Source organism: Alishewanella jeotgali KCTC 22429 (assembly GCF_000245735.1).
GTDB lineage: Bacteria > Pseudomonadota > Gammaproteobacteria > Enterobacterales > Alteromonadaceae > Alishewanella > Alishewanella jeotgali.
Genome location: NZ_AHTH01000009.1, coordinates 36974 through 61306 on the forward strand (window position 1 = coordinate 36974; position 24333 = coordinate 61306).

The 24333-nt window shown below is 50.2% G+C and carries 21 protein-coding genes; 13 read left to right on the forward strand and 8 right to left on the reverse strand.

Features of this window, described 5'->3' with window-relative positions; all coding sequences use genetic code 11:
- The gene (locus AJE_RS04385; RefSeq protein ID WP_008608666.1) at positions 1 to 453 is read left to right on the forward strand and encodes a YaiI/YqxD family protein; all 453 of its coding nucleotides are present in this window, start codon (positions 1 to 3) and stop codon (positions 451 to 453) included.
- Positions 454 to 460: 7 nt separating this feature from the next.
- On the opposite strand, the gene AJE_RS04390 is transcribed toward AJE_RS04385, so the two are convergent.
- Positions 461 to 1456 (reverse strand): pseudouridine synthase, encoded by a 996-nt coding sequence (locus AJE_RS04390; protein ID WP_008949843.1) that lies wholly within the window; start codon positions 1454 to 1456, stop codon positions 461 to 463.
- Between AJE_RS04390 and AJE_RS04395 the strand changes: the two genes are divergently transcribed.
- A complete protein-coding gene (locus AJE_RS04395; protein ID WP_008949844.1) occupies positions 1451 to 2137 on the forward strand; it encodes a tRNA-uridine aminocarboxypropyltransferase in 687 nt (228 codons plus the stop codon). The two genes, AJE_RS04390 and AJE_RS04395, sit on opposite strands and share 6 nt — an antisense overlap.
- 2 nt (positions 2138 to 2139) lie before the next feature.
- Here AJE_RS04395 and AJE_RS04400 read toward each other — a convergent pair whose 3' ends face one another.
- A complete protein-coding gene (locus tag AJE_RS04400; protein ID WP_008949845.1) occupies positions 2140 to 4563 on the reverse strand; it encodes a putative bifunctional diguanylate cyclase/phosphodiesterase in 2424 nt (807 codons plus the stop codon).
- A 7-nt stretch (positions 4564 to 4570) separates the two neighbouring features.
- Complete coding sequence (locus AJE_RS04405; RefSeq protein WP_008949846.1) at positions 4571 to 5497, reverse strand: ABC transporter substrate-binding protein; 927 nt, start codon at positions 5495 to 5497, stop codon at positions 4571 to 4573.
- A gap of 161 nt (positions 5498 to 5658) precedes the next feature.
- Here AJE_RS04405 and AJE_RS04410 point away from each other — a divergent pair, with 161 nt between their 5' ends.
- Positions 5659 to 5901, forward strand: coding sequence for a hypothetical protein (locus AJE_RS04410; protein WP_008949847.1), 243 nt, complete (start codon positions 5659 to 5661; stop codon positions 5899 to 5901).
- A 95-nt stretch (positions 5902 to 5996) separates the two neighbouring features.
- Here AJE_RS04410 and AJE_RS04415 read toward each other — a convergent pair whose 3' ends face one another.
- Positions 5997 to 7589, reverse strand: coding sequence for an isocitrate lyase (locus AJE_RS04415; protein WP_008949848.1), 1593 nt, complete (start codon positions 7587 to 7589; stop codon positions 5997 to 5999).
- A gap of 194 nt (positions 7590 to 7783) precedes the next feature.
- Between AJE_RS04415 and AJE_RS04420 the strand changes: the two genes are divergently transcribed.
- Positions 7784 to 8722: a LysR family transcriptional regulator gene (locus AJE_RS04420; RefSeq protein ID WP_008608671.1), complete on the forward strand. Its 939-nt coding sequence runs from the start codon at positions 7784 to 7786 to the stop codon at positions 8720 to 8722.
- Positions 8723 to 8792: 70 nt separating this feature from the next.
- Here AJE_RS04420 and aceB read toward each other — a convergent pair whose 3' ends face one another.
- Positions 8793 to 10397, reverse strand: coding sequence for a malate synthase A (gene aceB / locus AJE_RS04425; protein WP_008949849.1), 1605 nt, complete (start codon positions 10395 to 10397; stop codon positions 8793 to 8795).
- Positions 10398 to 10599: 202 nt separating this feature from the next.
- On the opposite strand from aceB, the gene AJE_RS04430 reads away from it, so the two are divergent.
- Entirely contained in the window at positions 10600 to 11250 is a 651-nt protein-coding gene (locus tag AJE_RS04430; RefSeq protein WP_237709301.1) for a DUF2726 domain-containing protein, read from the forward strand.
- A 215-nt stretch (positions 11251 to 11465) separates the two neighbouring features.
- On the forward strand, positions 11466 to 11660 hold the full coding sequence (locus AJE_RS04435) for a hypothetical protein (protein WP_008949851.1): 195 nt from the start codon (positions 11466 to 11468) through the stop codon (positions 11658 to 11660).
- Between the two features lie 51 nt (positions 11661 to 11711).
- Here AJE_RS04435 and AJE_RS04440 read toward each other — a convergent pair whose 3' ends face one another.
- The 3 genes from AJE_RS04440 to AJE_RS04450 form a co-directional block, all read right to left on the reverse strand.
- Positions 11712 to 13268: a methyl-accepting chemotaxis protein gene (locus AJE_RS04440; protein WP_008949852.1), complete on the reverse strand. Its 1557-nt coding sequence runs from the start codon at positions 13266 to 13268 to the stop codon at positions 11712 to 11714.
- A gap of 85 nt (positions 13269 to 13353) precedes the next feature.
- Positions 13354 to 13698 carry a HopJ type III effector protein gene (locus AJE_RS04445; protein ID WP_008949853.1) on the reverse strand — a complete coding sequence of 115 codons (345 nt, stop codon included), beginning with the start codon at positions 13696 to 13698 and terminating at the stop codon, positions 13354 to 13356.
- 147 nt (positions 13699 to 13845) lie between these two features.
- Positions 13846 to 14382, reverse strand: a complete 537-nt coding sequence (locus AJE_RS04450; protein ID WP_008949854.1) for a membrane protein — start codon at positions 14380 to 14382, stop codon at positions 13846 to 13848.
- Between the two features lie 197 nt (positions 14383 to 14579).
- On the opposite strand from AJE_RS04450, the gene AJE_RS04455 reads away from it, so the two are divergent.
- From AJE_RS04455 to miaB, 7 genes are all read left to right on the forward strand, one after another.
- A complete protein-coding gene (locus AJE_RS04455) occupies positions 14580 to 15452 on the forward strand; it encodes a pirin family protein (protein ID WP_008949855.1) in 873 nt (290 codons plus the stop codon).
- Positions 15453 to 15569: 117 nt separating this feature from the next.
- Complete coding sequence (gene mtnN, locus AJE_RS04460) at positions 15570 to 16280, forward strand: 5'-methylthioadenosine/S-adenosylhomocysteine nucleosidase (protein WP_008949856.1); 711 nt, start codon at positions 15570 to 15572, stop codon at positions 16278 to 16280.
- Positions 16281 to 16286: 6 nt separating this feature from the next.
- Positions 16287 to 17231 (forward strand): cobalamin biosynthesis protein, encoded by a 945-nt coding sequence (locus tag AJE_RS04465; protein WP_008949857.1) that lies wholly within the window; start codon positions 16287 to 16289, stop codon positions 17229 to 17231.
- 120 nt (positions 17232 to 17351) lie between these two features.
- Positions 17352 to 18116 (forward strand): two-component regulator propeller domain-containing protein, encoded by a 765-nt coding sequence (locus tag AJE_RS18735; RefSeq protein WP_237709302.1) that lies wholly within the window; start codon positions 17352 to 17354, stop codon positions 18114 to 18116.
- 45 nt (positions 18117 to 18161) lie between these two features.
- Positions 18162 to 21872, forward strand: coding sequence for an EAL domain-containing protein (locus tag AJE_RS04470; protein WP_237709303.1), 3711 nt, complete (start codon positions 18162 to 18164; stop codon positions 21870 to 21872).
- Positions 21873 to 21950: 78 nt separating this feature from the next.
- A complete protein-coding gene (locus AJE_RS04475) occupies positions 21951 to 22799 on the forward strand; it encodes a DMT family transporter (RefSeq protein ID WP_008949858.1) in 849 nt (282 codons plus the stop codon).
- A 92-nt stretch (positions 22800 to 22891) separates the two neighbouring features.
- The gene (miaB, locus tag AJE_RS04480) at positions 22892 to 24316 is read left to right on the forward strand and encodes a tRNA (N6-isopentenyl adenosine(37)-C2)-methylthiotransferase MiaB (RefSeq protein ID WP_008949859.1); all 1425 of its coding nucleotides are present in this window, start codon (positions 22892 to 22894) and stop codon (positions 24314 to 24316) included.
- Positions 24317 to 24333 lie beyond the last annotated feature (17 nt).

The following is a 24333-nucleotide window of genomic DNA, read 5'->3' on the forward strand; positions in this document are numbered from 1 at the left end:
ATGCCTTTTACTATCTGGGTCGATGCCGATGCCTGCCCGGCCGTCATTAAAGAGATCCTGTACCGCGCCGCAGAGCGTAAGCAACTGCCGCTGGTGCTGGTGGCAAATCAGCCACTACGTACCCCACCCTCGCCCTTTATCAGCAGCCTGACGGTCAGCAAGGGTTTTGATGAAGCCGATAATGAGATTGTGCGCCGTTGTCACCAAGGCGATCTGGTGATTACCGGTGATATCCCGCTGGCGGCTGAGGTGCTGGCCAAGGGTGCGGAAGCGATTAATCCGCGCGGTGAGCGCTATGATCGCGATACCATCCGGCAGAAACTGACAATGCGGGATTTTATGGAGACGCTACGCGCCAGTGGGGTGCAAAGTGGCGGCCCGGCAGCCTTTAGCCAGGCCGATCGTCAGGCCTTTGCTAATCAGTTAGACCGGCTATTACAACAACTAGGCTAAACTGACCTTAAAATAGTGCCTGCTGCGAGACAAAATGCTGCCGGCGTTGACTAAGCGGATCGATATAACTTAGCTGCTGTGCTAATAGCTGCAGGGGTCGGCTAAAATCACTGGTATTTTTCGGTAATAGCTCAGGATAGTAAGCATCATTTAAGATCGGCATGCCCAGACTCAGCATATGCAGCCTGAGCTGATGGGTTTTCCCCGTCAGCGGCTGCAGCTGAAACTGGCCGATATCCCCATCAACGCCGACCAGCTCGACAATAGACTGCGCATTGGCCTCACCCGGTACAATCTGATTAATAAACCGCGGCTGGGCTTTTTCAATCCGGTTACTCAACTGCCAGCTTAACGGCGGCTGTAAGTTTGTGCTTAAGCGGGCCCGGGCCTGATAGCGCTTTACCAGTTGCCCCTGCTGAAATAGCTGGTAATAGTGTGGCCGGCTTATGCTATTACAGCTAAACAACACTAAGCCGGCAGTATCCCGATCCAGCCGGTGCAGCGGCGCTAAATCGCTGATCCCGGTATCCTCTTTCAGCCGCTGCAACAGGCATTCGTTAACAAAGTCTCCGCCCGGTGTAACCGGTAAAAAATGCGGTTTATCCGCAACCAGCAGGTGCTCGTCCTGATACAGGATCTGATGCAAAAACGGAATTTTCGGCTCTGCCGCGACTTCGCGAAAATAACAGAGCCGGCGACTGGGTAAAAAAGGCGTTTGCTCGGTAATCGCCTCACCCTGATACCAATAGACCTTGCCGTCGCGGATCCGCTGCTGCCAAAGCTCAGCCGGAATGCGCGGAAAATGAGCACACAAAAATGCCAGTACCGTCGGCCAGCCCTGATTATGCGCCGGCAAGGTAATTTCAGAAGGCTGTTTGGCAGTAATTAACATCACGACGTCTGGTTTAAGCCAACAAAGCAGCAAAAAGTGGCGGCAGCTTAGCATAAAAGCCGCTAGAATACGCGCCCAGACAGCCAACGCCCGGAACACCTGCCAATGCATCGCAATGCTATTCTGGCGCTACGACAGCGCGAATTGCAAAAAGCCACCCGCGTTTTTAATGCCCGCGGTAGCAAGGTGCGCCGCTGCGAGCACTGCTTGCTACCCCAAGCTGACTGTATCTGTGCAGCCACGCCAGCGCCACAGGCAAAATCGGCGTTTTGCTTTATTATGTATACCGGCGAATGCTATAAGCCGAGTAATACCGGGCGCCTGATCTGCGATATTGCCGCCGATAGCCATGCCTTTGTCTGGGATCGCACCAGGCCGGATCCGGCGTTACTGGCGCTGCTGACCGACCCACGCTATGCGCCCATCGTGGTTTTTCCGACCCAATATGCCGAAGCAGAACGTTGCCTGGCCGATGCGGCAGCGCTACAGCAGGCCAGCGCCGGGCGCATGCCGCTGTTTGTGATGCTGGATGGCACCTGGCGCGAAGCGAAGAAAATGTTTAAAAGCCCTTATCTGGCTAAATTGCCGGTGCTCGGGATCCAGCCGACGCAACAAAGTGATTATCTGCTGCGGGAAGCAGCACATTTGCATCAACTTTGTACCGCTGAAGTGGCGATTGAAGTGCTACGACTGGCTGCCGATCAACCGGCGGCAGAGCAGTTAGCGGAATACTTTCAGGTATTTCGCAATGCCTATCTAAAGGGTAAGCCGCATTTACAGCTGCCCGATTAAGGCTAACTGTCAGTCGCTGTCACCCGGTCCAGCCAACGGGCCTGCCACTTTGACACAGGCAGGGGTTTATCAATATGGTAACCCTGCGACCAGAGCCCTTGCTGCTGACAAAACAGCGCCTGTGCTGCAGTCTCCACCCCTTCGGCAACCACTCTGAGATTAAGTTGCCGTGCTACAGCGATAATAGTCTCCACCATAGCGATATCATTGGCTTGATCCGGAATACCTTTGATAAAGCTCTGATCAATTTTCAGCTCTTGTACCGGTAAATTGCGAATATAGGACAGCGACGAATAGCCGGTACCAAAATCATCAATCGCAAAGCTAATCCCCAGGGCCGTCAGTTGCAGCATCTTATCAATACTGGCTTGCAAATCATCGACCAGAATACCTTCGGTAACCTCCAGCACCAGTGCTGCTGGTGCAAACTGATAACGCGCCAGCACCGCTTTCACATCCTCGACAAAGCTGGCATGCCGCACATGCCGCGGACTGATATTGACCGACAGGGTATAATTCAGGCCACGGCTGCGCCAGTTGGCTAACAATTCACCGGCTCTGGCCAGTACCCAGTTGTCCAATGCAATAATCAGATCGGAGCGTTCAGCCACCGGAATAAATAATGCCGGCGAGATCAGCCCTTGCTCCGGATGCTGCCAGCGAACCAAAGCTTCAGCGCCGGCCAGCACACCATGCTGATCGCACTGGCTTTGCAAAAACAACTGTAATTCATTCTGATCCAGTGCCTGACGCAAGGCCTTCTCAATCTGAAACGCCTGTAACGCACTCTGGCTGTCAGTGGGCCGGTAACAGGCGTAGCGATTACCACCCTGATTTTTTGCAACATGCAAGGCGGTATCAGCTTGCTGAATTAATTGCTCTGGTAACAACAGTTCCGTTGCCTGACTAATACCAATACTTACCGACAAGACCAATTGCTCCTCGGCTACCTGCAGTGGCTGTTGTAGCTGTAATAACAGCCTTTGGGCAAGGTCTTCAACCTGTGTCAGTCCGGGATAATCAGCTGCCGGTAGCACCAGGCAAAAGTTATCCGCACCTAAATGGCTTAGAAACAGCGATGCTTGCTGCTGTAAGTGCCGGGCGAAGGTAAGTAACACCTTATTACCGTACTCAAAACCACGGGCATCATTGATAAACTTCATCCGGTCAATATTCAAAGAAAGTAAGCTGCTGCCTACGACTTGCTGGCGCAGATGCTCCAGCAACGACATCCGGTTTGGCAGGTGAGTTAACACATCGTAAAAGGCCAGAAAGTGCAGCCGTTGCTGTGCGGCCTTTTGCTCGGAAATATCGCGCTTGACACTCAGATAATGCGTTAGCCGTTCGTAGCGATCTTTAAGCGGCGTGATGGTTTGCAGTTCAGTATACTCACTTCCGTCTTTACGCCGGTTAATAAACTCCCCTGACCAGGCCTGGCCTGACTGCAAATGCTGCCACATCTGCTGATAAACAGTGTTCGCAGTTTTGCCGGCGCTTAACAGGCGTGGATTTTGGCCAATCAATTCGCTGCGGCTATAGCCGGTCAATTCAAGTAAGGACGAATTGACATAGACAATTTCTGCCTGCGGGTTAGTGATCAGGATCCCATCTTTACTCTGTTCTACCGCAGCCGATAATTTTCGTAGTTCTGCTTCATCCGCCATGCGCTGCTTGGCCATGCTCTCCAACGCTAACGTCAGCTGGCCAATTTCCGAACGCCGCTCACCGGGTGGTAGCTTTAAGGGTTTATCCGCAGAGACCTCATTTAATGCTCTGACTAACTGCTCAACCGGTCTGGCCAGTGTCTGTTGTAAATAACGCCATAACAACACACTGGTTAATGCTAGTAACGCTAACTCAATAAGGAGCGCGCGCCAGTGATGATAGAGTGCTTCTAACCAACCACTGTGATGCTGATACTCCAGCACTAGCATCTGCCGCTGCGGCTGGCTGTATGACGAGCCTGGCGCAGTAAGTGGCAAGTAGAGTACGTAGCGCTGCGCGCGCGGTAGGTATTGATAAGCGAGTAGTCCGCTGGCTGCAGTCTGAGTAAACAGACTTGCCGAAAACTCAGTAACCACCGTAGCAGCAGCTTGCCCGATATAGTCTGGATTATAAGCATCCAGAACCTGACCTTGTTCGCTTACTCTTAGCACCCGCAAAACGCGACGATGTGCCTGCAGCTCCGTTTTTAACTCTTCCAGTACTTCAGGTAGCTCCATTCGCAGAGCACGATTAAAAGAGGCCTGGCTTAAGCTCCCGATACTACGCAGCTCCTGCTCGCTACTCTGCAACGCCTGGCGTTGCTGCTCTTTAACCAGCGCAACGGCGGCAATCAAAACCAGCAACAGGAAAAACGCCATCAGAATAACAGTGATCCGGACCCGGATACTGTAGCGATTAGTTTTAAGAAGCTGAGCGATCATGCTGTAACTACCTGCACAGACCGAGATTGGCTGCTTTGTGGATATGTGCAGTGTGTAACAAGTACTGGTTCATTCTGTCGATCACTGGTGTTAACCGCTCAGCTAACTGCTTCGGATCCTGCTCACCAGTCGGAAAGGCCATACCAGCCAGAGCCTGTTGCAACTCTTCCGGCGATAACTGGGTGTTTCGGCTTAGTAAAGCCAGAGCAGCAGTGTCAGGTTGCTGTAACCTGGCCAGCCCCTTAGGCCAGATATCTTCCCGTAATAAGGCGAATAGTTGTTGCCGCTGCTGCCATATCTGGCGGCGCACCACCAGAACATCGATAACTTCGCCAGGTAACTGCCGGCTATCTAACAGGACTACTGCTCCCGCCTTCAGCAGCTGGCTAACGTAAGGTTCATAGGTAATCACCACATCGACTTCACGCTCCAGCAGCGCCTGGACATGTCGACGTGGCACCAGTGATCTGGCAGAAAATTGTCCGGCAGACCAGCCAGCCAACTCGACAGAACGCCTCAGCATATAGCCACCTAATGCCGTTTCTTCATAACCAATTTGAAAGGGATTACCGGGGTTGAAATCCGGCAGCGTCAATACCGCGTCAACACCATTAGAATAACTAAGGATGCTGGCGATACAGATATCAATGTCAGTCTCACTTTGAAAGGTTAGCGCTTCATCAAGGGTTAGCATAGCAGCATCGAGCTGACCAGTGCTTAGCAAGCGCAGTACCTGGGTTGTAGAGGGCAGCATAGTTACCTGCAACTGCTGGTTATCACCAAGCTCAAGAATACAATCAGCACAATCACGCTCGGCCAGAGCCAAATAAAGCGGCTGATAACCCAGCCAGGTGTTACCTGCTAAGTTTACCGGAGGCTGTACTGGCTGACAGCCTGTTAATAAGAGGATTGCACTTAAAAATAAAGACCGCATGGTTCTTTCCCACTCAAACGCCTGAGCCCGGATATCTCGCATTATACCACAGCACTAATTGGGCGCCAAACGACATTAATGACTTTACTGCGCTCGATCAATTCAGCTGTTACTTAAGCAGTCTATTCTTACGCGAGAAAGTTGATTTAGGGAAGCACTAAATGACTGATCAACAACTGATCCGCGTACTTAAAGTTGTCATGTTTAGCGGCTTTGCCATTTTTATATTTGGCCATTATTTATGGGCTTTTGCCGATTTACCGGCCAAAATGGGTATTAAAGGTATTATCATCGTCGCCGGCTGCTGTGCCTTTGGTCTGATTCTGTCGCTACCGACCAAAATTTATCTGACCATGTTGCTAATGAAATGGGAAGACGACGTCAAAAAATCCAGCAAACCCTAAAACCAAAATCTACAAACTCACAGACATTATTCATAACAGTAAAAAAGGGCAGCCGAAGCTGCCCAATGTCAGTTACCTGACCACGTTGCGAAAACTTAGAACTGATTCATGGTGTTATGGGCACCACCAGCTTTCAATGCGGCCTCACCAGAGAAATACTCTTTGTGATCATCGCCGATATCTGAACCCGACATGTTCTGATGCTTAACACAGGCGATGCCCTGCCGGATTTCCTTGCGCTGTACGCCAGCCACATAACCCAGCATACCGGCAGCGCCAAAGTATTCCTTGGCCAGATTGTCAGTAGACAGGGCAGCGGTATGATAAGTCGGCAGGGTGATCAGGTGGTGGAAAATCCCCGCCTCACGCGCCGCATCAGCCTGGAAGGTCTGAATCCGCTTATCGGCTTCCAACGCCAGCTCTGTCGTATCATACTCGGCGCTCATTAAGGCGGCACGATCGTACGCAGACACATCTTTACCCGCCGCTTTCCAGGCATCAAATACTTGCTGGCGGAAATTCAGTGTCCAGTTAAAGGATGGGCTGTTGTTATAAACCAACTTGGCACCTGGCACCACCTCACGGATCCGGTCAACCATCTCTTTGATCTGACCGATATGTGGCTTCTCGGTCTCAATCCACAGTAAGTCAGCACCGTTTTGTAATGAGGTAATACAATCCAATACCACCCGGTCGACACCACTGCCCGGTTTGAACTGAAACAAACCACTGGCCAAACGCTTCGGCTTTAACAGCTTACCATTGGCTTTTACTACCACGTCACCATTGGCAATATCATCAGCACTGCTAATATAATCGCCATCCAGGAAGCTGTTATATTTATCGCCTAAATCGCCCGGCGCTTTGGTTACCGCGATTTGCTTGGTTAAACCCGCACCTAGAGAGTCAGTACGGGCAACAATAACGCCATCATCGACGCCCAGCTCCAGGAAGGCGTAACGCACGGCATTAATTTTCGCCAGGAAATCCGCATGCGGTACTGTGACCTTGCCATCCTGGTGACCACACTGCTTCTCATCCGAGACCTGGTTTTCAATCTGAATCGCACAGGCACCGGCTTCAATCATTTTCTTCGCCAGTAAGTAGGTGGCTTCTTCATTACCAAAGCCGGCATCAATATCGGCAATAATCGGCACCACGTGGGTTTCAAAGTTATCAATCTTGCTCTGTACCGCTGCGGCTTTGGCGCTGTCTCCGGCAGCACGGGCTGCATCCAGTTCGCGGAACAGACCGCCCAGCTCACGAGCATCGGCTTGTTTTAAAAAGGTGTATAACTCAGCAATTAGTGCCGGCACTGAGGTTTTCTCATGCATGGATTGGTCCGGCAGTGGGCCAAACTCAGAGCGCAGTGCGGCAATCATCCAGCCAGACAGATACAGGTATTTTCGCTTGGTGGTACCAAAGTGCTTTTTAATCGCAATCAGCTTTTGCTGGCCGATAAAACCATGCCAGCAACCTAATGACTGCGTGTACTGGCTGCTGTCGGCGTCATAAGCGGCCATATCGGCGCGCATCACCTTAGCGGTATATTTCGCAATATCTAAACCGGTATTAAAACGGTTTTGTAAACGCATCCGTGCCGCATACTCAGGACTGATAGCATTCCAGCCCTGGTTGCTGCCAACAACTTGCTCTAATGCGGCGATCTGATCTTGATAAGCTGTCATGGTAGTTTCCTCTTGGTTTTAACTGTAACCGCTGTGGTGTGCTTTCAATATAGTTAACAAAACAAAGATTCATAAAGCTGATTTTCATGATGCCCATCATTTTTTTAGTGAATGGCAAAAACGGCTATTGGGTTCGCTTTGCAGCAATGCTATGATTCAGCGCAATAATGTACTGACAGCTGAGCATTTCAGATATGAATATCAACAAAATGGACCTCAACCTGCTGGTTTACCTGGATGTGCTGCTACGGGAGAAGAATGTGACCCGTGCCGCCAACCAGCTGAATATCACCCAGCCGGCGATGAGTAATGGCTTAAAACGACTGCGGGATTTACTCAACGATCCGATCCTGGTGCGCACCTCTGAGGGGATGGTGCCCACCGAGCGGGCGCGCGAATTAGCCCCTGTGGTACGCGGTGTTTTGCTAACCCTGGAAGAAACCTTACAACCGAACAAAGATTTTGAGCCGTCACAAAGTCGGCGCGTGTTCCGGATCATGGCCAGCGATTATGCGGCCTCGACGCTGATCCCAGCGCTGTTAAAAAAATTGCGGGTACAGGCGCCCTATACCAGTCTGGATATTATGACCCCGTCCGATGTGACCTTTCATGATGTGGAAAATGGCAAGGTCGATATGGCGATTAACCGCTTTGATCAATTACCGCAGTCGTTTCATCAGAAAACCGTCTGGCGCGATAGTTTTTCCTGCCTGCTAAACCGGCAAAACCCGGTGCTCTCGCACTTTAATCTGGATAGCTATCTGAAAGCGCAGCATATCTGGGTCAGTAAAACCGGCTTTGGTGTCGGCGTCGGTATGGATCCGAAAGATGTGCAAAAGCTCGGCTGGGTAGACGAAGCCCTGGCCAAACTGGGCAAACAACGCAATATCACCGTCTTTACCCGTAACTACCATGTGGCGATGCATCTGGCGGTAGGTATTGACCTGATTGCGACGCTGCCCAGCCGCGCCGCCCGTTTATACGAAAAGGACCCGACGATGGCGATTATGGACCCACCTTTTGCCATTCCGTCAATTGAGCTGAAAATGATCTGGAGTCCTCTGCTGCATCAGGATGCCAGCCATATCTGGTTTCGCCGCCTGATCACCGAGACGGCAGATGAACTGAACTGAAGCTGACATCAAATTGAAAAAGGCGCCACAGGGGCGCCTTGCACATCAGGTTTTTTCAGGTCTTGTTATATCAATCCAGCAGTTGATAAGCTGGCAGGGTCAGGAAGTCCACCAGTTCATCTGCTGTGGTAATGTCCAGCAATAAGGCTTTGGCGCGCTCAAAATTCTGGCTATGCCAGACCTCGGCGCCGACCTCGGCGAACACTACTTCGGCTTCTTGCTCCAGTAAGGTAGCAAAAAATGCTTTGGTGACCAGCTGACCATTACTCAGCTGCTTACCATGTTTGATCCACTGCCAGATCGAGGTTCTGGAAATCTCCGCCGTGGCAGCGTCTTCCATCAAACCATAGATCGGCACACAACCCTTGCCGCTGATCCAGGCGGCAAGATATTGCAGCGCCACCCGGATATTGGTGCGCATCCCCTGCTCAGTGCGTTCACCATCACAAGGCGCCAGCAGATCGGCGGCGGTGACCGGCGCATCCTGCTCGCGCAGCACATGCAGTTGATTGGTTTTACCGCCAGTTAACACCTGGTCAAAGACCGCATTGGCGGTAGCAGCCAGCCCCGGATGAGCAACCCAGGTACCGTCATGGCCATTACTGGCTTCCAGCGTTTTATCGGCTGTCACCCGCTCTAAAATCGCGGCATTAGCCGCCGGATCCTTAGCCGGAATGAAAGCCGCCATACCGCCCATCGCCAGCGCACCGCGCTTATGACAGGTTTTGATCAGCAGTCGCGAGTAAGCACTTAAAAACGGCTTATTCATGGTCACGACCTGCCGATCTGGTAATACCCGATCCGGATGGTTATTTAAGGTCTTGATATAGCTAAAAATGTAATCCCAGCGCCCACAGTTCAGTGCGGCGATATGGTCTTTCATCATATACAGGATCTCGTCCATCTCGAATACGGCTGGCAAGGTTTCGATTAGGATAGTGGCGCGGATGGTACCAGTCGCCACAGCGAACTTACGCTCGGTAAAATGGAAGATATCATCCCACCATTTCGCTTCCAGATGGCTTTGTAATTTCGGCAGGTAATAGTACACGCCAGTACCTTTCGCCAGGCGGGTCTGATAGTTATGGTAAAAATACAGCGCAAAATCCAAAATGCTGCCCGGAATTTGCTCACCATCCAGCTCAATATGCTTTTCCCATAAGTGCAAACCGCGGACCCTAGCAATTAATAACGCCGGCTTGTCTTTTAACGCATAGTGTTTACCGCTTTGTGGATCGGTATAGCTGATAGTGCCAAGGTTAGCATCGCGCAGGTTGATCTGACCTTCAATCACACCATCCCAGCTCGGCGTTTGAGAGTCCTCAAAATCCGCCATAAAGACTTTTACATCGGCATTCAGGGCGTTGATAATCATCTTGCGATCGACCGGACCGGTAATTTCCACCCGGCGATCCAGCAAATCGGCTGGTAGAGGCGCAACCTGCCAGTCGCCGTCGCGGATGGCTTGGGTTTCAGGCAGAAAATCAGGTAAGGCGCCGGCATCAAATTGCGCCTGCCGCTCTGCCCGCGCCGCTAACAGGGCTTTTAACCGGGGCCGGAATAGCTGTACCAGCTCGCTGACAAATTGACAGGCCGGCTCAGTCAGGATTTGCTGATAGGCATCGCTGATCGGCGCTTTAATGGTTAAGCCGCCACGGGTAATCGCTGTTGTCATGTTGCTGCCTCTGTACTGTTTCAGTTGAAGTTACTATAAGCCGGATTTCCTCATAAAAGCCATTAATGGCGACTATGACAAGCATTCTTACAGAAAATATCAAAATCGTGGCAGCAACTATAATCTTGGCACGGCTTATGCTTTAACATCACTACCTTAGAGGTCTTGTCAATTTTTCGTCGGAGGATGCATGGAATTTGTCATGCTGTTATTAGTCTTGCTGGTAGTTATGGTCGCCCTGGTCGCCAGCCGTTTTATTGACAATAGTAATCCATTTCAGGTGCAGGCAAAGTCAAGCTTGTTCAGTCCGGTTGAGCGCTCCTTTCTGAGCTTGCTGGAAAAAGCTGCGGCCGCTGATTACAAAATACTGAACCGGGTGAAGCTGGCCGATGTGCTGGAGGTACGGGACAGTGCTACTGACAAAACACGGCGCAGTACCCTGTTAAAATTAAATGCCAAGTATCTGGATTTTATCTTGTGTGAGCCAGAATCGATGAAAGTTATCGCTGTGGTCGATCTGGTTAATGTGCAGCACCGCGATGGTCACAAGGCAGTACCTGACTGGTTTGTCAGTGGCGCTCTGGAAGCGGCCGGTATTCCTTATCTGCGTATTGCCATTAAATCCGGTTATACTGTGACCGAATTACAGGCTGCGCTGGCGCAAAAATTAGGCAAGCCGGCGCCTAAGGTTGAACCGACCTTAAAAGGTTTAGTGAAAAAAGGGCCAACCCGACCAATCCGCTCCTTAAAGCCCACTACCGCAACCTTGGCAGCGCCTGCCTTGAGGGCAGTACCGGCGCTTTCACACTCACAAATTAAAGCGCAGTCTACTGCGCTGATCCAAGCTTCTTAACGCACAGGAGAAATGAGTCACTCCGCGCTAAGATCGAATGCCGCCTGCTGCAACAGGCGGCATTCACCCTTTTTAAAGCAGTTAGTAGTGTAATAATCCACACCAGTGTTTTTGAGCTTTGTCGAGCTGCCGAATGCCTGAAAAAAGATTATTTTCTCTAAAGTTCTCGTCTGTCCGGCCGATAAACCGATGACGTGTTGCTAACAGGAGGAAATATGAGTCAATCCGTTGGCGCTCTGGCGTCTGCCCAGGCTTTCGAAGTATTGGGTGCTGTTATGGCCAAGAAACAACAGGACCAGCAAGCACAAATGGCCAATATGTTGGTACAAAGTGCAATGCAAACTGTAGAGCAAACTTCAGCGGCACAGCCGGTGGGGAATCTGGGTCAAAATATCAATATCTCGGTATAGTCACCGACAGGTCACGGCGACAGTAAGCTCAGTTTACTGTCGCCGCCCTTTTTACCGGCGTTTAAAGCGCACCACTAATTCGTGTAACTCGCGCGCAATATGCTGCATTTGCACTGTCGTTGCGGCTGATGCATCAGCCTGTTGCAGGCTTTGCGTGGAAAGATCGGCAATATTTACCACCTGCTGATTAACACTTTCTGCAACATGTGCCTGTTGCTCGACCGCTGTCGCCATCTGCAGCGCCATCTGGGTAATCGCATTAACCGCTTCTGAGATACCATTTAGCATTTCGGCCGTTTGCCTGACTTGCTGTAAGCCACTTTCGGCGCCTTCCGTACCCGCAGCCGCCACCCGTACCGCATTGGTCGCTCTACTACCAAGCTCATTGATAATGCTATGAATTTCTTTGGTTGAGTGCTGGGTTCGCTGTGCCAGATTACGCACTTCATCGGCCACAACTGCAAAACCCCGTCCTTGCTCCCCGGCGCGTGCCGCCTCGATAGCCGCATTAAGTGCTAACAAATTGGTCTGCTCGGCAATTTGCTCAATCATTTGCGCCACCGAGGCAATTTTTTGGGTTTGCTCTGATACCTCTGCCACCGAGCTGGCAATCTCAGCCACCGTCTGCCGTAAATCCTCAATCACTTTGCGTGTGGTGCGGGCGGCATCCCGTCCCAGTGCTGCCAACTCATTAGCATGCTCAGCCCGGCCCGCCGTTTCCTGCACGTGACCGGACACTTCATTGATGGTGGTGGTCATCTGATGCATCGCCGCAGCAGTCTGATCCGTTTCCTGCTGTTGTAAACGGATTTTCTGCCGACTGGCATCGGCTTGTTGTTGCCCCAGCTCCGCTTGCCCGGCAACCGATTTAGCCGCGTCTTCAATCCGGGTTAACACCGCCCCCAAATGCGCTTCCGAACTCATAATGCTAACTTTCAGCGCACCCAGATCCGGCTCATCATCAGTAAAGGTTAACACCGCTAATTCATGCTTAAAGGCGTTGTGTAACAGGGTCTCCAGACTATGTAACGCGCTTTTGCGACTGTAGTACGCTACCACGAAATGGCCTACCAACAAGGCCAGCAACAATACCGGGAGACCGACACCCGGCATCAGCCAGTAGCCCAGGCCGACCGCGACCAGCGTTAGCAACAGATAGGCTTTTTCGGCATTAAAATGCCAATGCCGGGTCGTATATTTTCCGGCATTAATCGCCCGGTAAAGCTTGTCAGCTCTTGCGACATTTTGCCGGCTGGGACAGGAGCGAACCGACTCATACCCCACCACCTTACCCTGCTCAGTCACCGGCGTAACATAGGCATCGACCCAATAATAATCGCCATTTTTACTGCGGTTTTTCACCAGCCCCATCCAGGGCCTGCCGGCTTTTAAATGCTCCCACATAATTTTATAGGCCAGCGGCGGCATATCCGGATGCCGCACTATATTATGCGGTTGGCCAATCAGTTCTTCGCGGGTAAAACCACTGATTTTGACAAAGTCATCATTACAGTGCTGTATCATGCCACGTAAATCGGTGGTCGAGATCAGTTTAACATCGGGGCTAAAGGTACGTTCGTGCTGGGTGACGGGTTGATTGATACGCATTAGTGCTCCTGCTTGCTTAACATCCTAATATTAAGCATAGCAAGCAGGTTTATCTTAGCCAGTTAAAGTCAAATATCTAAAAAGTTTAAGTTTGTTTCAGATACAGAGCTGGTGCGGTGAAACGCACTCCATCCCAACCACTACACTGGAAGTTACGGATGTTTTGATGATCTGTGCCGGTTGGCGTATCCATTACCTGCCGGTAGTACTCACCGAATAATTGCAGCGTTTGCGCTTCCGACAATTGATGTAATTGTGCAAAGGCCAGAATTTTACATGAGCCGGTGTTTTCACCAGCCTGGTTCTGCAGTTCACCATTTTGAAACGCCACAGGCGTAAAATCGTAGTGCTGATCAATCACAGCGATAGTTTGCGCAAAGCTCAGACTATCCGGTTCAGTACTTAACTGTATAAAAAAATCATCCAGCATTTACACACTCCCAACCTTGGTAGCAGAAGGTGTATCTTAAAAGCCTGAACAAGTAACTGCAATGCCCTGACTCAACTGTTGCTGAATAAAAATGTAACAAAAACTGACGCCTGGGGTTGGTTGACGTCAGTTTTAAGTTACCAAGGTTTAAAACTGGTAAGAAACACCGAAGCGGAATTCATTCTTAGCATTACCGCTATTTAACGCCAGACTGCTGCGCAACGCCCAATCCGGGCTGACATAGAAAGCAATACCGCCTGCCAGACTACCATAATTATCAGCAATGGTATGGTAGCTTGCTTCCGTAAAGAGTTGAGCTTGCGGGCTAAGTGCATGCTTTACTCCCGCACCGAAGTAAACGCCTGTCTCATCAGCATCGCCAGAGTAAGAGTCGAGGCCTGCTAACAGGTAGGTCTGACTCTGTGGTGAAAAGTCGAGTTTAAAACCTGTTAAATACCGGACTCCGACATCAATCACATTAAAATCGAAACGACCAACAGATTGCCGACTGTAATCTGCCTTTAGTACCAAAGCTGGTGCAATTTTTACGGAGCCTTCGACATAAGGACCATCTCCGGCCGCATCAGTATAACCGACACCAAGATAATTCCAGCGAGGATCCGCGGTCACCGATAAACTTGTTGTAAGCAGTACAGCACTGACTGCGCTTAGTATTTTTTTCATGGTCCTACTCCTTGCTCAAAACAGCTTAACTGCTGCAACTAACAGAACAAGTTTAGAACTCACGGCTGAACCAACTCTGAATCATTCCAGCACGCCATAATATTCGATAAAATTGAACTTATCCGGCCAAGTTTTGCGCTTATCATTCGAATCAATATCGGTTTTAATAGTACAACTAACCCAAACCGGAGTATGCCATGCGTAAAATTAAACAACTTATTGCCGCGGTGACGGTATCTGATGGTGCCGGAGTGAAAATTAAACGTAGTCTGGGTCAAAGCCAGCCATTACGTCTGGATCCATTTCTCATGCTGGATTGCTTCGGCTCTGAGCAAGCAAATGATTATATTGCCGGTTTTCCAGCCCATCCACATCGCGGATTTGAAACGGTGACCTATATGCTGGACGGTCACATGCTACACGAGGATCATCTGGGTAATAAGGGCCACCTGAAAAGTGGTGGCGTCCAGTGGATGACCGCAGGCCGTGGCATTATTCACTCAGAAATGCCACAGCAGGAATCGGGCCTAATGCGCGGTTTTCAGCTCTGGCTCAACCTGCCTGCCGCCGAGAAAATGAAGGAAGCCGCATATGTGGATATCGCACCAGAACAGATCCCCGTCGCAGAGCTTGCTCCTGGGATCAGTGCTAAAGTCATAGCCGGCGTATTACAACAGGCAACGCAACAATGGGCCGGACCGATTCAGGGATTAAGCACTGCGCCACTGTATTTTGACTTAACTGTAGCAGCAGGTAAAAGCCTGAGCATTCCGGTACCCGACGGACATAATGCGCTACTTTATCCCTTCGCAGGAGAGATTAGCGTAGCGGGCAGCAAGGTAAAAGAACATCACGCCGCTATATTGGAAACCAGTGGTACAGTCGAGTTAACAGCTATTACCGCCAGCCGGGTGCTCTTGCTCGCTGCTAAACCCATCGGCGAGCCGGTAGTGCAATATGGCCCCTTTGTGATGAATTCGGTTGACGAAATCGAACAGGCAATCCGCGATTATCAGGCCGGGCGTTTAACGTCGGGCAAAGCCGCAGAAAAGATCCAGCTGCATCAATAAGACACTCAGTGCCGGGGTCGAAAGGCCCCGTTTTTTATTACTGCCATATCGCTTCAGCTCGCATCGGCGCCCGGTTTGGGTATACAATGCTGCTTTTCAATCTAACTGGATTTACTGATGCAATTAATCGGTATTATCGGAGCAATGGAACCCGAAGTTGCTCTTTTGAAACAACAAATCAGCAATGGTCGTACTGAAAAGCTGGGCGGTTATACCTTCCTGTTGGGCGAGCTGGCTGGGAAACAGGTTGTGCTGGTGCAATCAGGTATCGGCAAAGTGGCCGCAGCCGTGGCAACGACCCTGATGATTTGTCAATTTAAACCAGACTGCATCATCAATACCGGCTCTGCCGGCGGTTTCGACCCAGAGCTGAATGTAGGTGACGTGGTAATCAGTACTGAAGTTAGACACCACGACGTTGACGTCACAGCCTTTGGTTATGAAATGGGCCAGGTACCACAAATGCCGCCCGCTTTTCTCGCTCATCCGGCTTTGGTAAGAGCAGCCGAGCAAAGTATCGCTGCTCTTGGCTTTTGTAAAACCAAGAAGGGCTTAATCGCCACGGGCGACAGCTTTATGTGCGATCCGGAGCGAATTGCTAACACCCGCAGTCTATTTCCGGCCATGCTGGCCGTAGAGATGGAAGGCGCGGCCGTTGCGCAAAGCTGCTATATGCTACAAACGCCCTTTGTGGTGATCCGTAGTCTCAGCGACATTGCAGGTAAAGAGTCGCCAGAATCCTTTGAGGCCTATCTGGAAGTGGCATCGCGCAACAGCTCCGCAATGGTACAACAGTTATTGACTACCCTTGGCGATTTAACCCTGTAAGCCGCGATGGCAGACTACCTGGTGTATGCTGCAGCCTTGCTACTGGCTTCATTAGTAACGGGTTTAATACTACCCTGGCCTTTGGCGTACCATCCGCTGAGTTTCTTTGCTGCTTTTTGTCGTAAGCTGGCGCTGAAGGTTCATCCGGATTTCAGTCGCCCAGCCAGTCAACAGAGGCTGTCCGGTTTACTGGCGTTACTGCTGGTACTGGCACTGCCATTATGCTGCTGGTACGGACTCTATCTGATGTCTTCCTGGCCGCTGCTACTGGATGCGATTGTTATACTGTGTAGTTTTAGTTGGCCTGCCAGTCGCAGCCTGGCACAAAAAATCAGTCGCAATCTGCACAAGCAACAAGTTAGTTTGGCTCGCAGTCAGATGCAGCTATTGTTGCTGCGCGATACTCAGGCGTTGTCCGCCATGGGGCTGGCAAAAGCCTTGTTGGAATCGTTAGCTCTGCGTTTTCAGCAGCAATTCACCGCGATAATCATCTGGTATCTGCTGGCGGGCGCACCAGGGGTATTAGTTTGCCGGCTAAGCCAGGTTGCGAGCCAACAATGGTCAACCAAGCTCGAATCTAACCAACATTTTGGTAAGGCGGCAGAGCGCTTGGCGGCGTTTTTTAACGCTCCGGCTTATTTGCTTGGCACAGCTTTATTCTGGCTACAGGGGCGACGTCAGGCGTCTGCTGCAACATTAAGAGCAGATGGTAAACCCTTTAGCTATAGCAAACGCCAATTATTGCAACAACTAAGCCATACCCTCAGAGTCAGCTTGGGTGGTCCGGCACATTACGGCAACAAGACAGTACGCCGAGACCGCTTGCAACAGAACTACGAGCCAACTGCAGCAGATATCCACCGCTTGCTACAACTACTCGACTATCAGCTTTATACCCAGCTTTTCCTGCTAGCCGGGTTAGTTTTACTGCTCACTTTCATCTCATCCTGATAACAAATCAGCCCAACAGCGGACTGGACAAAACACGCCTGGGCAGTATATGTTGCAATACCTTATAACAAGGTGTAGCACTAACGATAAAAGCTAAGCTACCAGTCATAGGATAGTGCATTGTTAAAGTTGCTTCTCGTCTTACTCTTACTGTTTTTTAGCCAGTTCACACTGCATGCTAAAACGGTGTTATTGCCCCTAACTCCAGAGCAAGGGCTCTCACACACTGAAGTGCGAGATCTACTTCTAGATCAACATGGCTTTTTATGGATTGCAACATCGGGCGGTATCAACCGATTTGATGGCAATCAGGTTACTGAGTTGCATGCCAACAGCCACCGATTATCGGAAATTGCTTTTAACGATATATTGGAGGATTCGAACGGCAGGCTCTGGCTGAGTGCAGATCATACCGGGCTCTATCTTTATAATGCTGAGCAAGGGCATTTCGAACTTTTCATCTCAGCTCCGCGCGAGCCAGGGCATCCCGTCGAATCTACAATTCTAACGTTAATTGAACGCGATACAGACCATTTGCTTTTTGTGGTTAATCAGGCCATTTACCAACTGCGAATCAGTGACAAACAGTTAGAAAAGATTTTTGACCTGGAGCAGCTGGGTTACGCAGCAGGTTGGATTCGTCATTTATTATTGGATCAGCAACAGCTCTATATTGCAGCCTTCAATGGTTTAATTCACCTTGATCTGTTAAGCGGAAAATATCAGTATTTGCCACATTTGCCTGCCGACATTACTACCCCCACTACGGAGCAACTGCACACCAAGAATTTATTGCTCACCGCTGATAAGCTCTATATCGGTACAGTTAACGGACTCTATGCTATTGCTACCAAAGCACTACACTTATTTGTAGAACAAGGGTAACCCTATACACCTGAGCTCGTTTTTGCAGACCGTAATATCTGGCATTTGCGGCAATATCAGCAGCAACTTTACATTGCAACCGATTTAGGGCTGTTCCTCTATTCATCAGAAGCGCAGCAACAACCCGAGCTAGTGCTGTGCTTTAGCCAAAGTAATCAAATCGTTGCTGACAATACTATTATTGACCTTACTCTGGACACTAACGGTGGCTTTTGGCTAGCAACCCGGCACGACGGTGCCTACTACTGGCATCCGCAAACCGCAGCCTTTAGTAGCTGGTCGAGCCAAACTGACTACCCGTTAAGTCACGACAATGTCACCAGTTTACTACAACAACAGCAATATCTATGGCTTGGAACTCAAAATGGCTTAAACAGGATCAAGCCAGAATCAGGAGAGGTCAAGGCGTTTTTGGTCAATCCAGAACCTTCCCGAAGTCAGCATCAGGGACGTATTGGGCATCTGGTAGCAATAGCTGATCAACTGTGGTTAGAGACTGCCGAGGGTATCCAGGGATTTTCTACCGCTAATAATACCCTGCTACCTATTTCTGCGGAACAACAAGACATCTTGGGACGCGGTGCTCATTCACTGTTTGAGTTTCAACAATCTTTGTTGTTTGTGCAACATAAAAAAATTTACCGTTACTGGCCTGATTCCAATCAGTTGCAAGAACTTAGTCAGCTCAGTGACACTCTGCCGATGGACTATTTTGGCGATTTTCTAGGCTCAACAGATGCCGGACATAGTTTATTTTTAAGTACCTCCGATCAACTTTGGCGATACACGCCCTCGACCGAGAATCTGGAGTTAATTTATCAACATCCCTCTTACCAACCTCAACTCAATCGCTATGCCACAGTCATGCACCAGGATAGCGCCGGCTTATTATGGATAGGGATAAAAGGAGCAGGCCTTTATGCCTTTGACTCACAAACACTGGAGCATGTTTATCATTTATCAGTAGAAAACAAGTTACGCAGTGATGAGGTACTAGCGTTAACGCATGATGAATTTGGCGATCTTTGGTTTTCCTCCCGCGAGGGCCTAGCCAGAGTGAAAACCTCGGCCCAACTGCAAGTTGAATACTTTAGTGCTGCCGACGGCTTGGCTATGCAGCACTTTAATGCACGGGCAGCGACAAAGCTTGCAGACGGCCGCCTGGCATTCGGCGGTAAAAAAGGTATCGCTCTGGTTGATCCCCGCCTGCTACAACAAACAACACAGAATTTAAATGTTGTGATCACCGATTTTGCGGTTCTGTCCGGAGCGAGAAAGAATTTGCATGGCTACCTTAACAATAGATCTTTCGTGCTGTCAGCTGAAGATACAGGCTTGCGAATAAACTTTAGTGCCATGAATTTCCACAATAATCACAAGCTACGCTATCGTTACTGGCTTAGCGGACAACGGCAAGATAGTTACCCTGAACAGTATGATAGCCAGGTATTGTTTCCATCCCTGGCGCCGGGTCGTTATCAATTTAATGTTATGGCGATCTCGCCATTAACAGGTCAACAAAGTGAGCCAGCCCAGCTTTATCTTACGATTCTTCCTCCGGTCTGGCGATCCGCCCCAGCATTAATAATCTACACCGGACTAACACTGGTAATTATTGTCATGTTCTGGCGCAGACGTCGGCAGCAGAAAAAGATATTGAGTAAAGCACACCAACAGGTGATTGCCAGTGAACAGCGCTTAAACCAAGCGTTATCCTCAGTGAATAGTGGCGCTTTCGAATGGCAAGCCGCCACCAATCTGGTTGAATCTAGTCGCTTACCAAGGATGCTCGGTACTTCAGAGCTCATGCACCGCATCACTTTGCAGCAACATTGCTCCTTGATCCATCCGGATGACTTGGCCACTTTTGAAAAGCATTGGCAAAGAGTTATCGAGCAACCTGAATTGATGCTGGACGTCACCTACCGCATGCGTCATCAGGATGGCCAGTGGCTTTGGTTCCGTGATCGGGGGCGGGTAACTGAATTAGATAGCGATGCTAAACCATTACGTTTACTCGGTACCTATAGCAATATCACGGAAACTAAGGCGAATGAGGAAAAAGCCAGATTGTTTGGTGAAGCCTTCCAACAAACCCGGGACTGGGTAGTTATTCTGGATACCAGGCAACGTGTATTAGCAGCTAACCAATCTTTCTGTCTGGCTTTTGGTGGTATTGAACCCTACCTGGATAGCCCCAGAGTTCATCATCTGGGCATCAGCTTGGTCAGAAGACGTTTTTATACTCAGCTGCTAAAGACGATGCAAAAAGGCGACCATTGGCAAGGTGAAGAGCAGGTCATTACACCTGATGGCCGAGAGCGTCCAACCTTAATTAATATTAGTGCGGTTGGTGAACAGGATGTGAGCTTTTATGTGCTGGTTTTTACTGACATCACCGCTCAAAAGGAGGCAGAAGATGAACTCCGTTATTTGGCTAACTACGATGCGCTGACAGGCTTACCTAATCGTGCCCTTCTGATGGATCGGATTCTGCACGGGATAGAAAAAGCTAAACGTGAAAAACGATCCTTGGCACTTTGTTTTCTTGATTTAGATAAGTTCAAACACATCAATGATTCATTGGGGCATGATATTGGCGATCTCATGCTCAAAGAGGTCGCCAGAAGATTAAAACTGACATTAAGAGATAGCGATACTGTAGCGCGGTTAGGCGGAGATGAATTTGTCGTCTTACTGGAGAGCTACAAAACGAATGACAATATCAGCCATGTCGCAAGAAAAATGTTGCAAGCTATCAGTGAGCCAATGCAACTTGGCAGTGAGACGGTAGCGGTGTCTCCCAGCATCGGAATTGCACTGTATCCCGATGATGCCATTAACGGTACTGAGTTAATGAAACATGCTGACGTGGCGATGTATCATGCCAAAGACGCCGGCCGCAATAACTTCCAATTTTTCATTCGCGAGATGAATGAAAAAGCGCATATGCAACTCGCCAGAGAAACCAGGCTGCGTAAAGCCATTCAGCAAAACGAATTTGTCAATTATTATCAACCTATTGTCGATAGCCGAGACCAAAGCATCGTTGGCGTGGAGGTTTTGTTGCGTTGGCAAAGTAGCGATGGTTTGGTATCTCCCGCTGCATTTATTCCGCTAGCAGAGGAGCTAAGGTTAATTGTCGAAATGACACAACAGCTACTAGAGCGAGCCTTGTATAATATGCAGCAATGGCTGCGCGCCGGTTTCCAACTCTACTTATCGGTCAACCTTACGACACAGCATTTGGAGCAACCCAAGCTAACGGAAAATGTCCTCGCATTATTAAGAAAATATCAACTCCCCGCCTGTAGTTTACGCTTTGAAATTACCGAAAGTGCGCTGATGCGCGATCAGCAAAGTGCGATCCGCACCATGCAATCACTTAGCGACGCCGGTATTAAGCTGGCGCTGGATGATTTTGGTACCGGCTACTCTTCACTGAAATACCTAAAAGAGCTGCCACTGGATGCAATTAAAATTGATCGTAGCTTTGTGCAGGACATCGGTATCGACCATAACGACGAAACCATTATTGATGCCATGCTTAGCATGGCTGGCAGTCTCGGCCTGTATTGCGTGGCGGAAGGGGTAGAAACCGAACAGCAACTGGCGTTTTTTAATAAACGCCATTGCTATCTGATCCAGGGCTTCCTGTTTAGCAAACCCTTACCTGCCGAGGCCCTGCTGGCGTTGCTGCAATCAGAACAATTTGCACCAGCGCCTTACAGTGAAAACGAAAACTGGCAGATTTAAACGCTGTTTAGTCGCTGGTTCAGGCTTTTGTCACGATTCAGCGGTATACTGGCGGCTTTGTAATTCGCCGGATGCATTATGGCTCCCCATCTCGTTAAAGGTGCCCTGCTGTTATTGCTGGCCGAGGCCTGTTTTGCCGGCATTGGCGCCGTAGTAAAGTTTACCAGCGCCACCGCCAGTGAAGCCCAGGTGGTGTTTTTCCGTAATTTCTTTGCCTTGCTGCTAATGCTGCCGTTTTTGTTTAAACACGGTTTTAGCCTTCTGAAAACACGGCGTTGGTATCTGCATGCCAGCCGGGCCCTGACCGGCATTATTTCGATGTACTGTTTTTTCTATGTACTGGCCCGCTTGCCACTGGCACAGGGCATGCTGGTGCTGCTGCTTTCCCCCTTTGTGGTGCCAATCATCGCCCGCTTCTGGCTAAAAGAGCGGCCCTCGCGCATCACGCTGGCCGGCATTGTGCTCGGCTTTGCCGGCGTGGTACTGGCATTACCCACCCCGGATCCCAATCTGAATCTGATCTTACTGGTGGCGCTGGCGTCTGCGATCCTGGTCGCGGTGACCAAAACCACTATCCGCTATATGTCTGATACCGAGCCGGCGGTGCGTATCGTCTTTTATTTTTCGCTGTTAACGGCCGTGCTGTCGGCGGTGCCGGTGCCTTTTTACTGGCAGCCGCTAAATACCGAAGTCTGGCTGGCATTTTTGGGTATGGGGGTATTGGCCGCGGTGGGTCAGTTAGCGATGACCCGTGCCTATGCCATCGCGCCGGCCAGTGATATTGGCATGTGGACTTACAGCAGTGTGATCTTTGCCGGCGCCTTTGGTTACCTGTTCTGGCAGGAGCCGGTCACCATGAGCTGGGCTGCCGGGGTGCTGGTGATTTTCTATGCTGGTTATATTACGACGCGCCAGCGCTTACTCTGAATGGAATACTTTAGCGTCCCGCTCTGGTACTGCGTCGTCAGACAGGCTAAAATACGCTCCCTTTTTTACAGGCGACAACACAGGCAAGAATAATGGGTAAGAAGCTGCATATTAAAACCTGGGGCTGCCAGATGAACGAATACGATTCATCGAAAATGGCGGACCTGCTGGATGCCACACATGGCTATACGCTGACCGAAGAGGCAGAAGAGGCCGATGTGATCTTGCTGAATACCTGCTCGATTCGTGAAAAGGCTCAGGAAAAGGTGTTTCACCAGTTGGGCCGTTGGCGGCCACTGAAAGAAAAGAATCCGGAGCTGATTATCGGTGTTGGCGGCTGCGTGGCGTCACAGGAAGGCAGTGCCATCCGTGAGCGGGCCCCCTTTGTTGATATCGTATTTGGCCCGCAAACCCTGCACCGGTTACCGGAGATGATCAATGCCGTGCGCGGTGACCGCTCACCGGTAGTTGATGTCTCCTTCCCGGAAATCGAGAAATTTGACCGTCTGCCAGAGCCAAAGGCCGAAGGTCCGACTGCTTTTGTCTCCATTATGGAAGGCTGTTCGAAATACTGTACCTTCTGCGTGGTGCCCTATACCCGCGGTGAAGAAGTCAGCCGGCCACTGGATGATGTGTTATTTGAAATTGCCCAACTGGCCCAACAAGGGGTACGTGAAGTCAATCTGCTGGGGCAGAACGTTAATGCCTATCGTGGTGCCACCCATGATGGCGGTATTTGTCATTTCTCCGAATTACTGCGCTTAGTGGCCGCCATCGACGGTATTGACCGTATTCGTTATACCACCTCGCATCCGGTGGAATTTACTGACGATATTATTGAAGTGTATCGTGATGTGCCGGAGCTGGTAGACCATTTACACCTGCCGGTGCAGTCTGGCTCGGATCGGATTTTAACGCTGATGAAGCGCGGTCATACCGCGCTGGAATATAAAGCGCAGATCCGTAAACTGAAGAAGATCCGCCCTCACCTCAGCATGTCATCCGATTTTATTATCGGCTTCCCCGGTGAAAGCGATGAAGATTTTCAGGCGACCATGGATCTGATCCAGGCGATTGACTTTGATATGAGCTTTAGTTTTATCTATAGCGCCCGCCCCGGTACGCCGGCCGCCGATCTGCCGGATGATGTCAGCGAAGACACCAAAAAGCAGCGCCTTTATATTCTGCAGGACCGGATTAACCAGCAGGCATTGAAAATCGCCCGTGGTATGCTGGGAACGGAGCAGCGGATCCTGGTAGAAGGACCGTCAAAAAAGAATATTATGGAGCTGACCGGCCGCACCGAAAATAACCGGGTGGTAAATTTCGAAGGCTCACCCGAGATGATTGGTCAGTTTGTTGATGTCAAAATCACCGATGTATTCAGTAACTCATTGCGTGGTACTGTATTGCGAACTGAGCAACAAATGGAACTGCGCCGCCAGACTGCCCCGGCACAAATTCTGGCCCGGCAGCCAAAAACCGATGAGTTAGGCGTGACGGCATACGTCCCCTAAGCCTGCGTCTGAACCAA

Coding starts and splice junctions, on each gene's coding strand:
- AJE_RS04430 (WP_237709301.1), top strand. CDS start 10,600: ATGCTGTTATTAGTCTTGCTGGTAGTTATGGTCGCCCTGGTCGCCAGC.
- AJE_RS04445 (WP_008949853.1), bottom strand. CDS start 13,698: ATGCTGGATGATTTTTTTATACAGTTAAGTACTGAACCGGATAGTCTG.
- AJE_RS04440 (WP_008949852.1), bottom strand. CDS start 13,268: ATGCGTATCAATCAACCCGTCACCCAGCACGAACGTACCTTTAGCCCC.
- AJE_RS04405 (WP_008949846.1), bottom strand. CDS start 5,497: ATGCGGTCTTTATTTTTAAGTGCAATCCTCTTATTAACAGGCTGTCAG.
- AJE_RS04435 (WP_008949851.1), top strand. CDS start 11,466: ATGAGTCAATCCGTTGGCGCTCTGGCGTCTGCCCAGGCTTTCGAAGTA.
- AJE_RS04455 (WP_008949855.1), top strand. CDS start 14,580: ATGCGTAAAATTAAACAACTTATTGCCGCGGTGACGGTATCTGATGGT.
- AJE_RS04400 (WP_008949845.1), bottom strand. CDS start 4,563: ATGATCGCTCAGCTTCTTAAAACTAATCGCTACAGTATCCGGGTCCGG.
- AJE_RS04410 (WP_008949847.1), top strand. CDS start 5,659: ATGACTGATCAACAACTGATCCGCGTACTTAAAGTTGTCATGTTTAGC.
- aceB (WP_008949849.1), bottom strand. CDS start 10,397: ATGACAACAGCGATTACCCGTGGCGGCTTAACCATTAAAGCGCCGATC.
- AJE_RS04465 (WP_008949857.1), top strand. CDS start 16,287: ATGGCAGACTACCTGGTGTATGCTGCAGCCTTGCTACTGGCTTCATTA.
- AJE_RS04395 (WP_008949844.1), top strand. CDS start 1,451: ATGCATCGCAATGCTATTCTGGCGCTACGACAGCGCGAATTGCAAAAA.
- AJE_RS04475 (WP_008949858.1), top strand. CDS start 21,951: ATGGCTCCCCATCTCGTTAAAGGTGCCCTGCTGTTATTGCTGGCCGAG.
- AJE_RS04420 (WP_008608671.1), top strand. CDS start 7,784: ATGAATATCAACAAAATGGACCTCAACCTGCTGGTTTACCTGGATGTG.
- AJE_RS04385 (WP_008608666.1), top strand. CDS start 1: ATGCCTTTTACTATCTGGGTCGATGCCGATGCCTGCCCGGCCGTCATT.
- AJE_RS04415 (WP_008949848.1), bottom strand. CDS start 7,589: ATGACAGCTTATCAAGATCAGATCGCCGCATTAGAGCAAGTTGTTGGC.
- AJE_RS04390 (WP_008949843.1), bottom strand. CDS start 1,456: ATGCATTGGCAGGTGTTCCGGGCGTTGGCTGTCTGGGCGCGTATTCTA.
- mtnN (WP_008949856.1), top strand. CDS start 15,570: ATGCAATTAATCGGTATTATCGGAGCAATGGAACCCGAAGTTGCTCTT.
- miaB (WP_008949859.1), top strand. CDS start 22,892: ATGGGTAAGAAGCTGCATATTAAAACCTGGGGCTGCCAGATGAACGAA.
- AJE_RS04450 (WP_008949854.1), bottom strand. CDS start 14,382: ATGAAAAAAATACTAAGCGCAGTCAGTGCTGTACTGCTTACAACAAGT.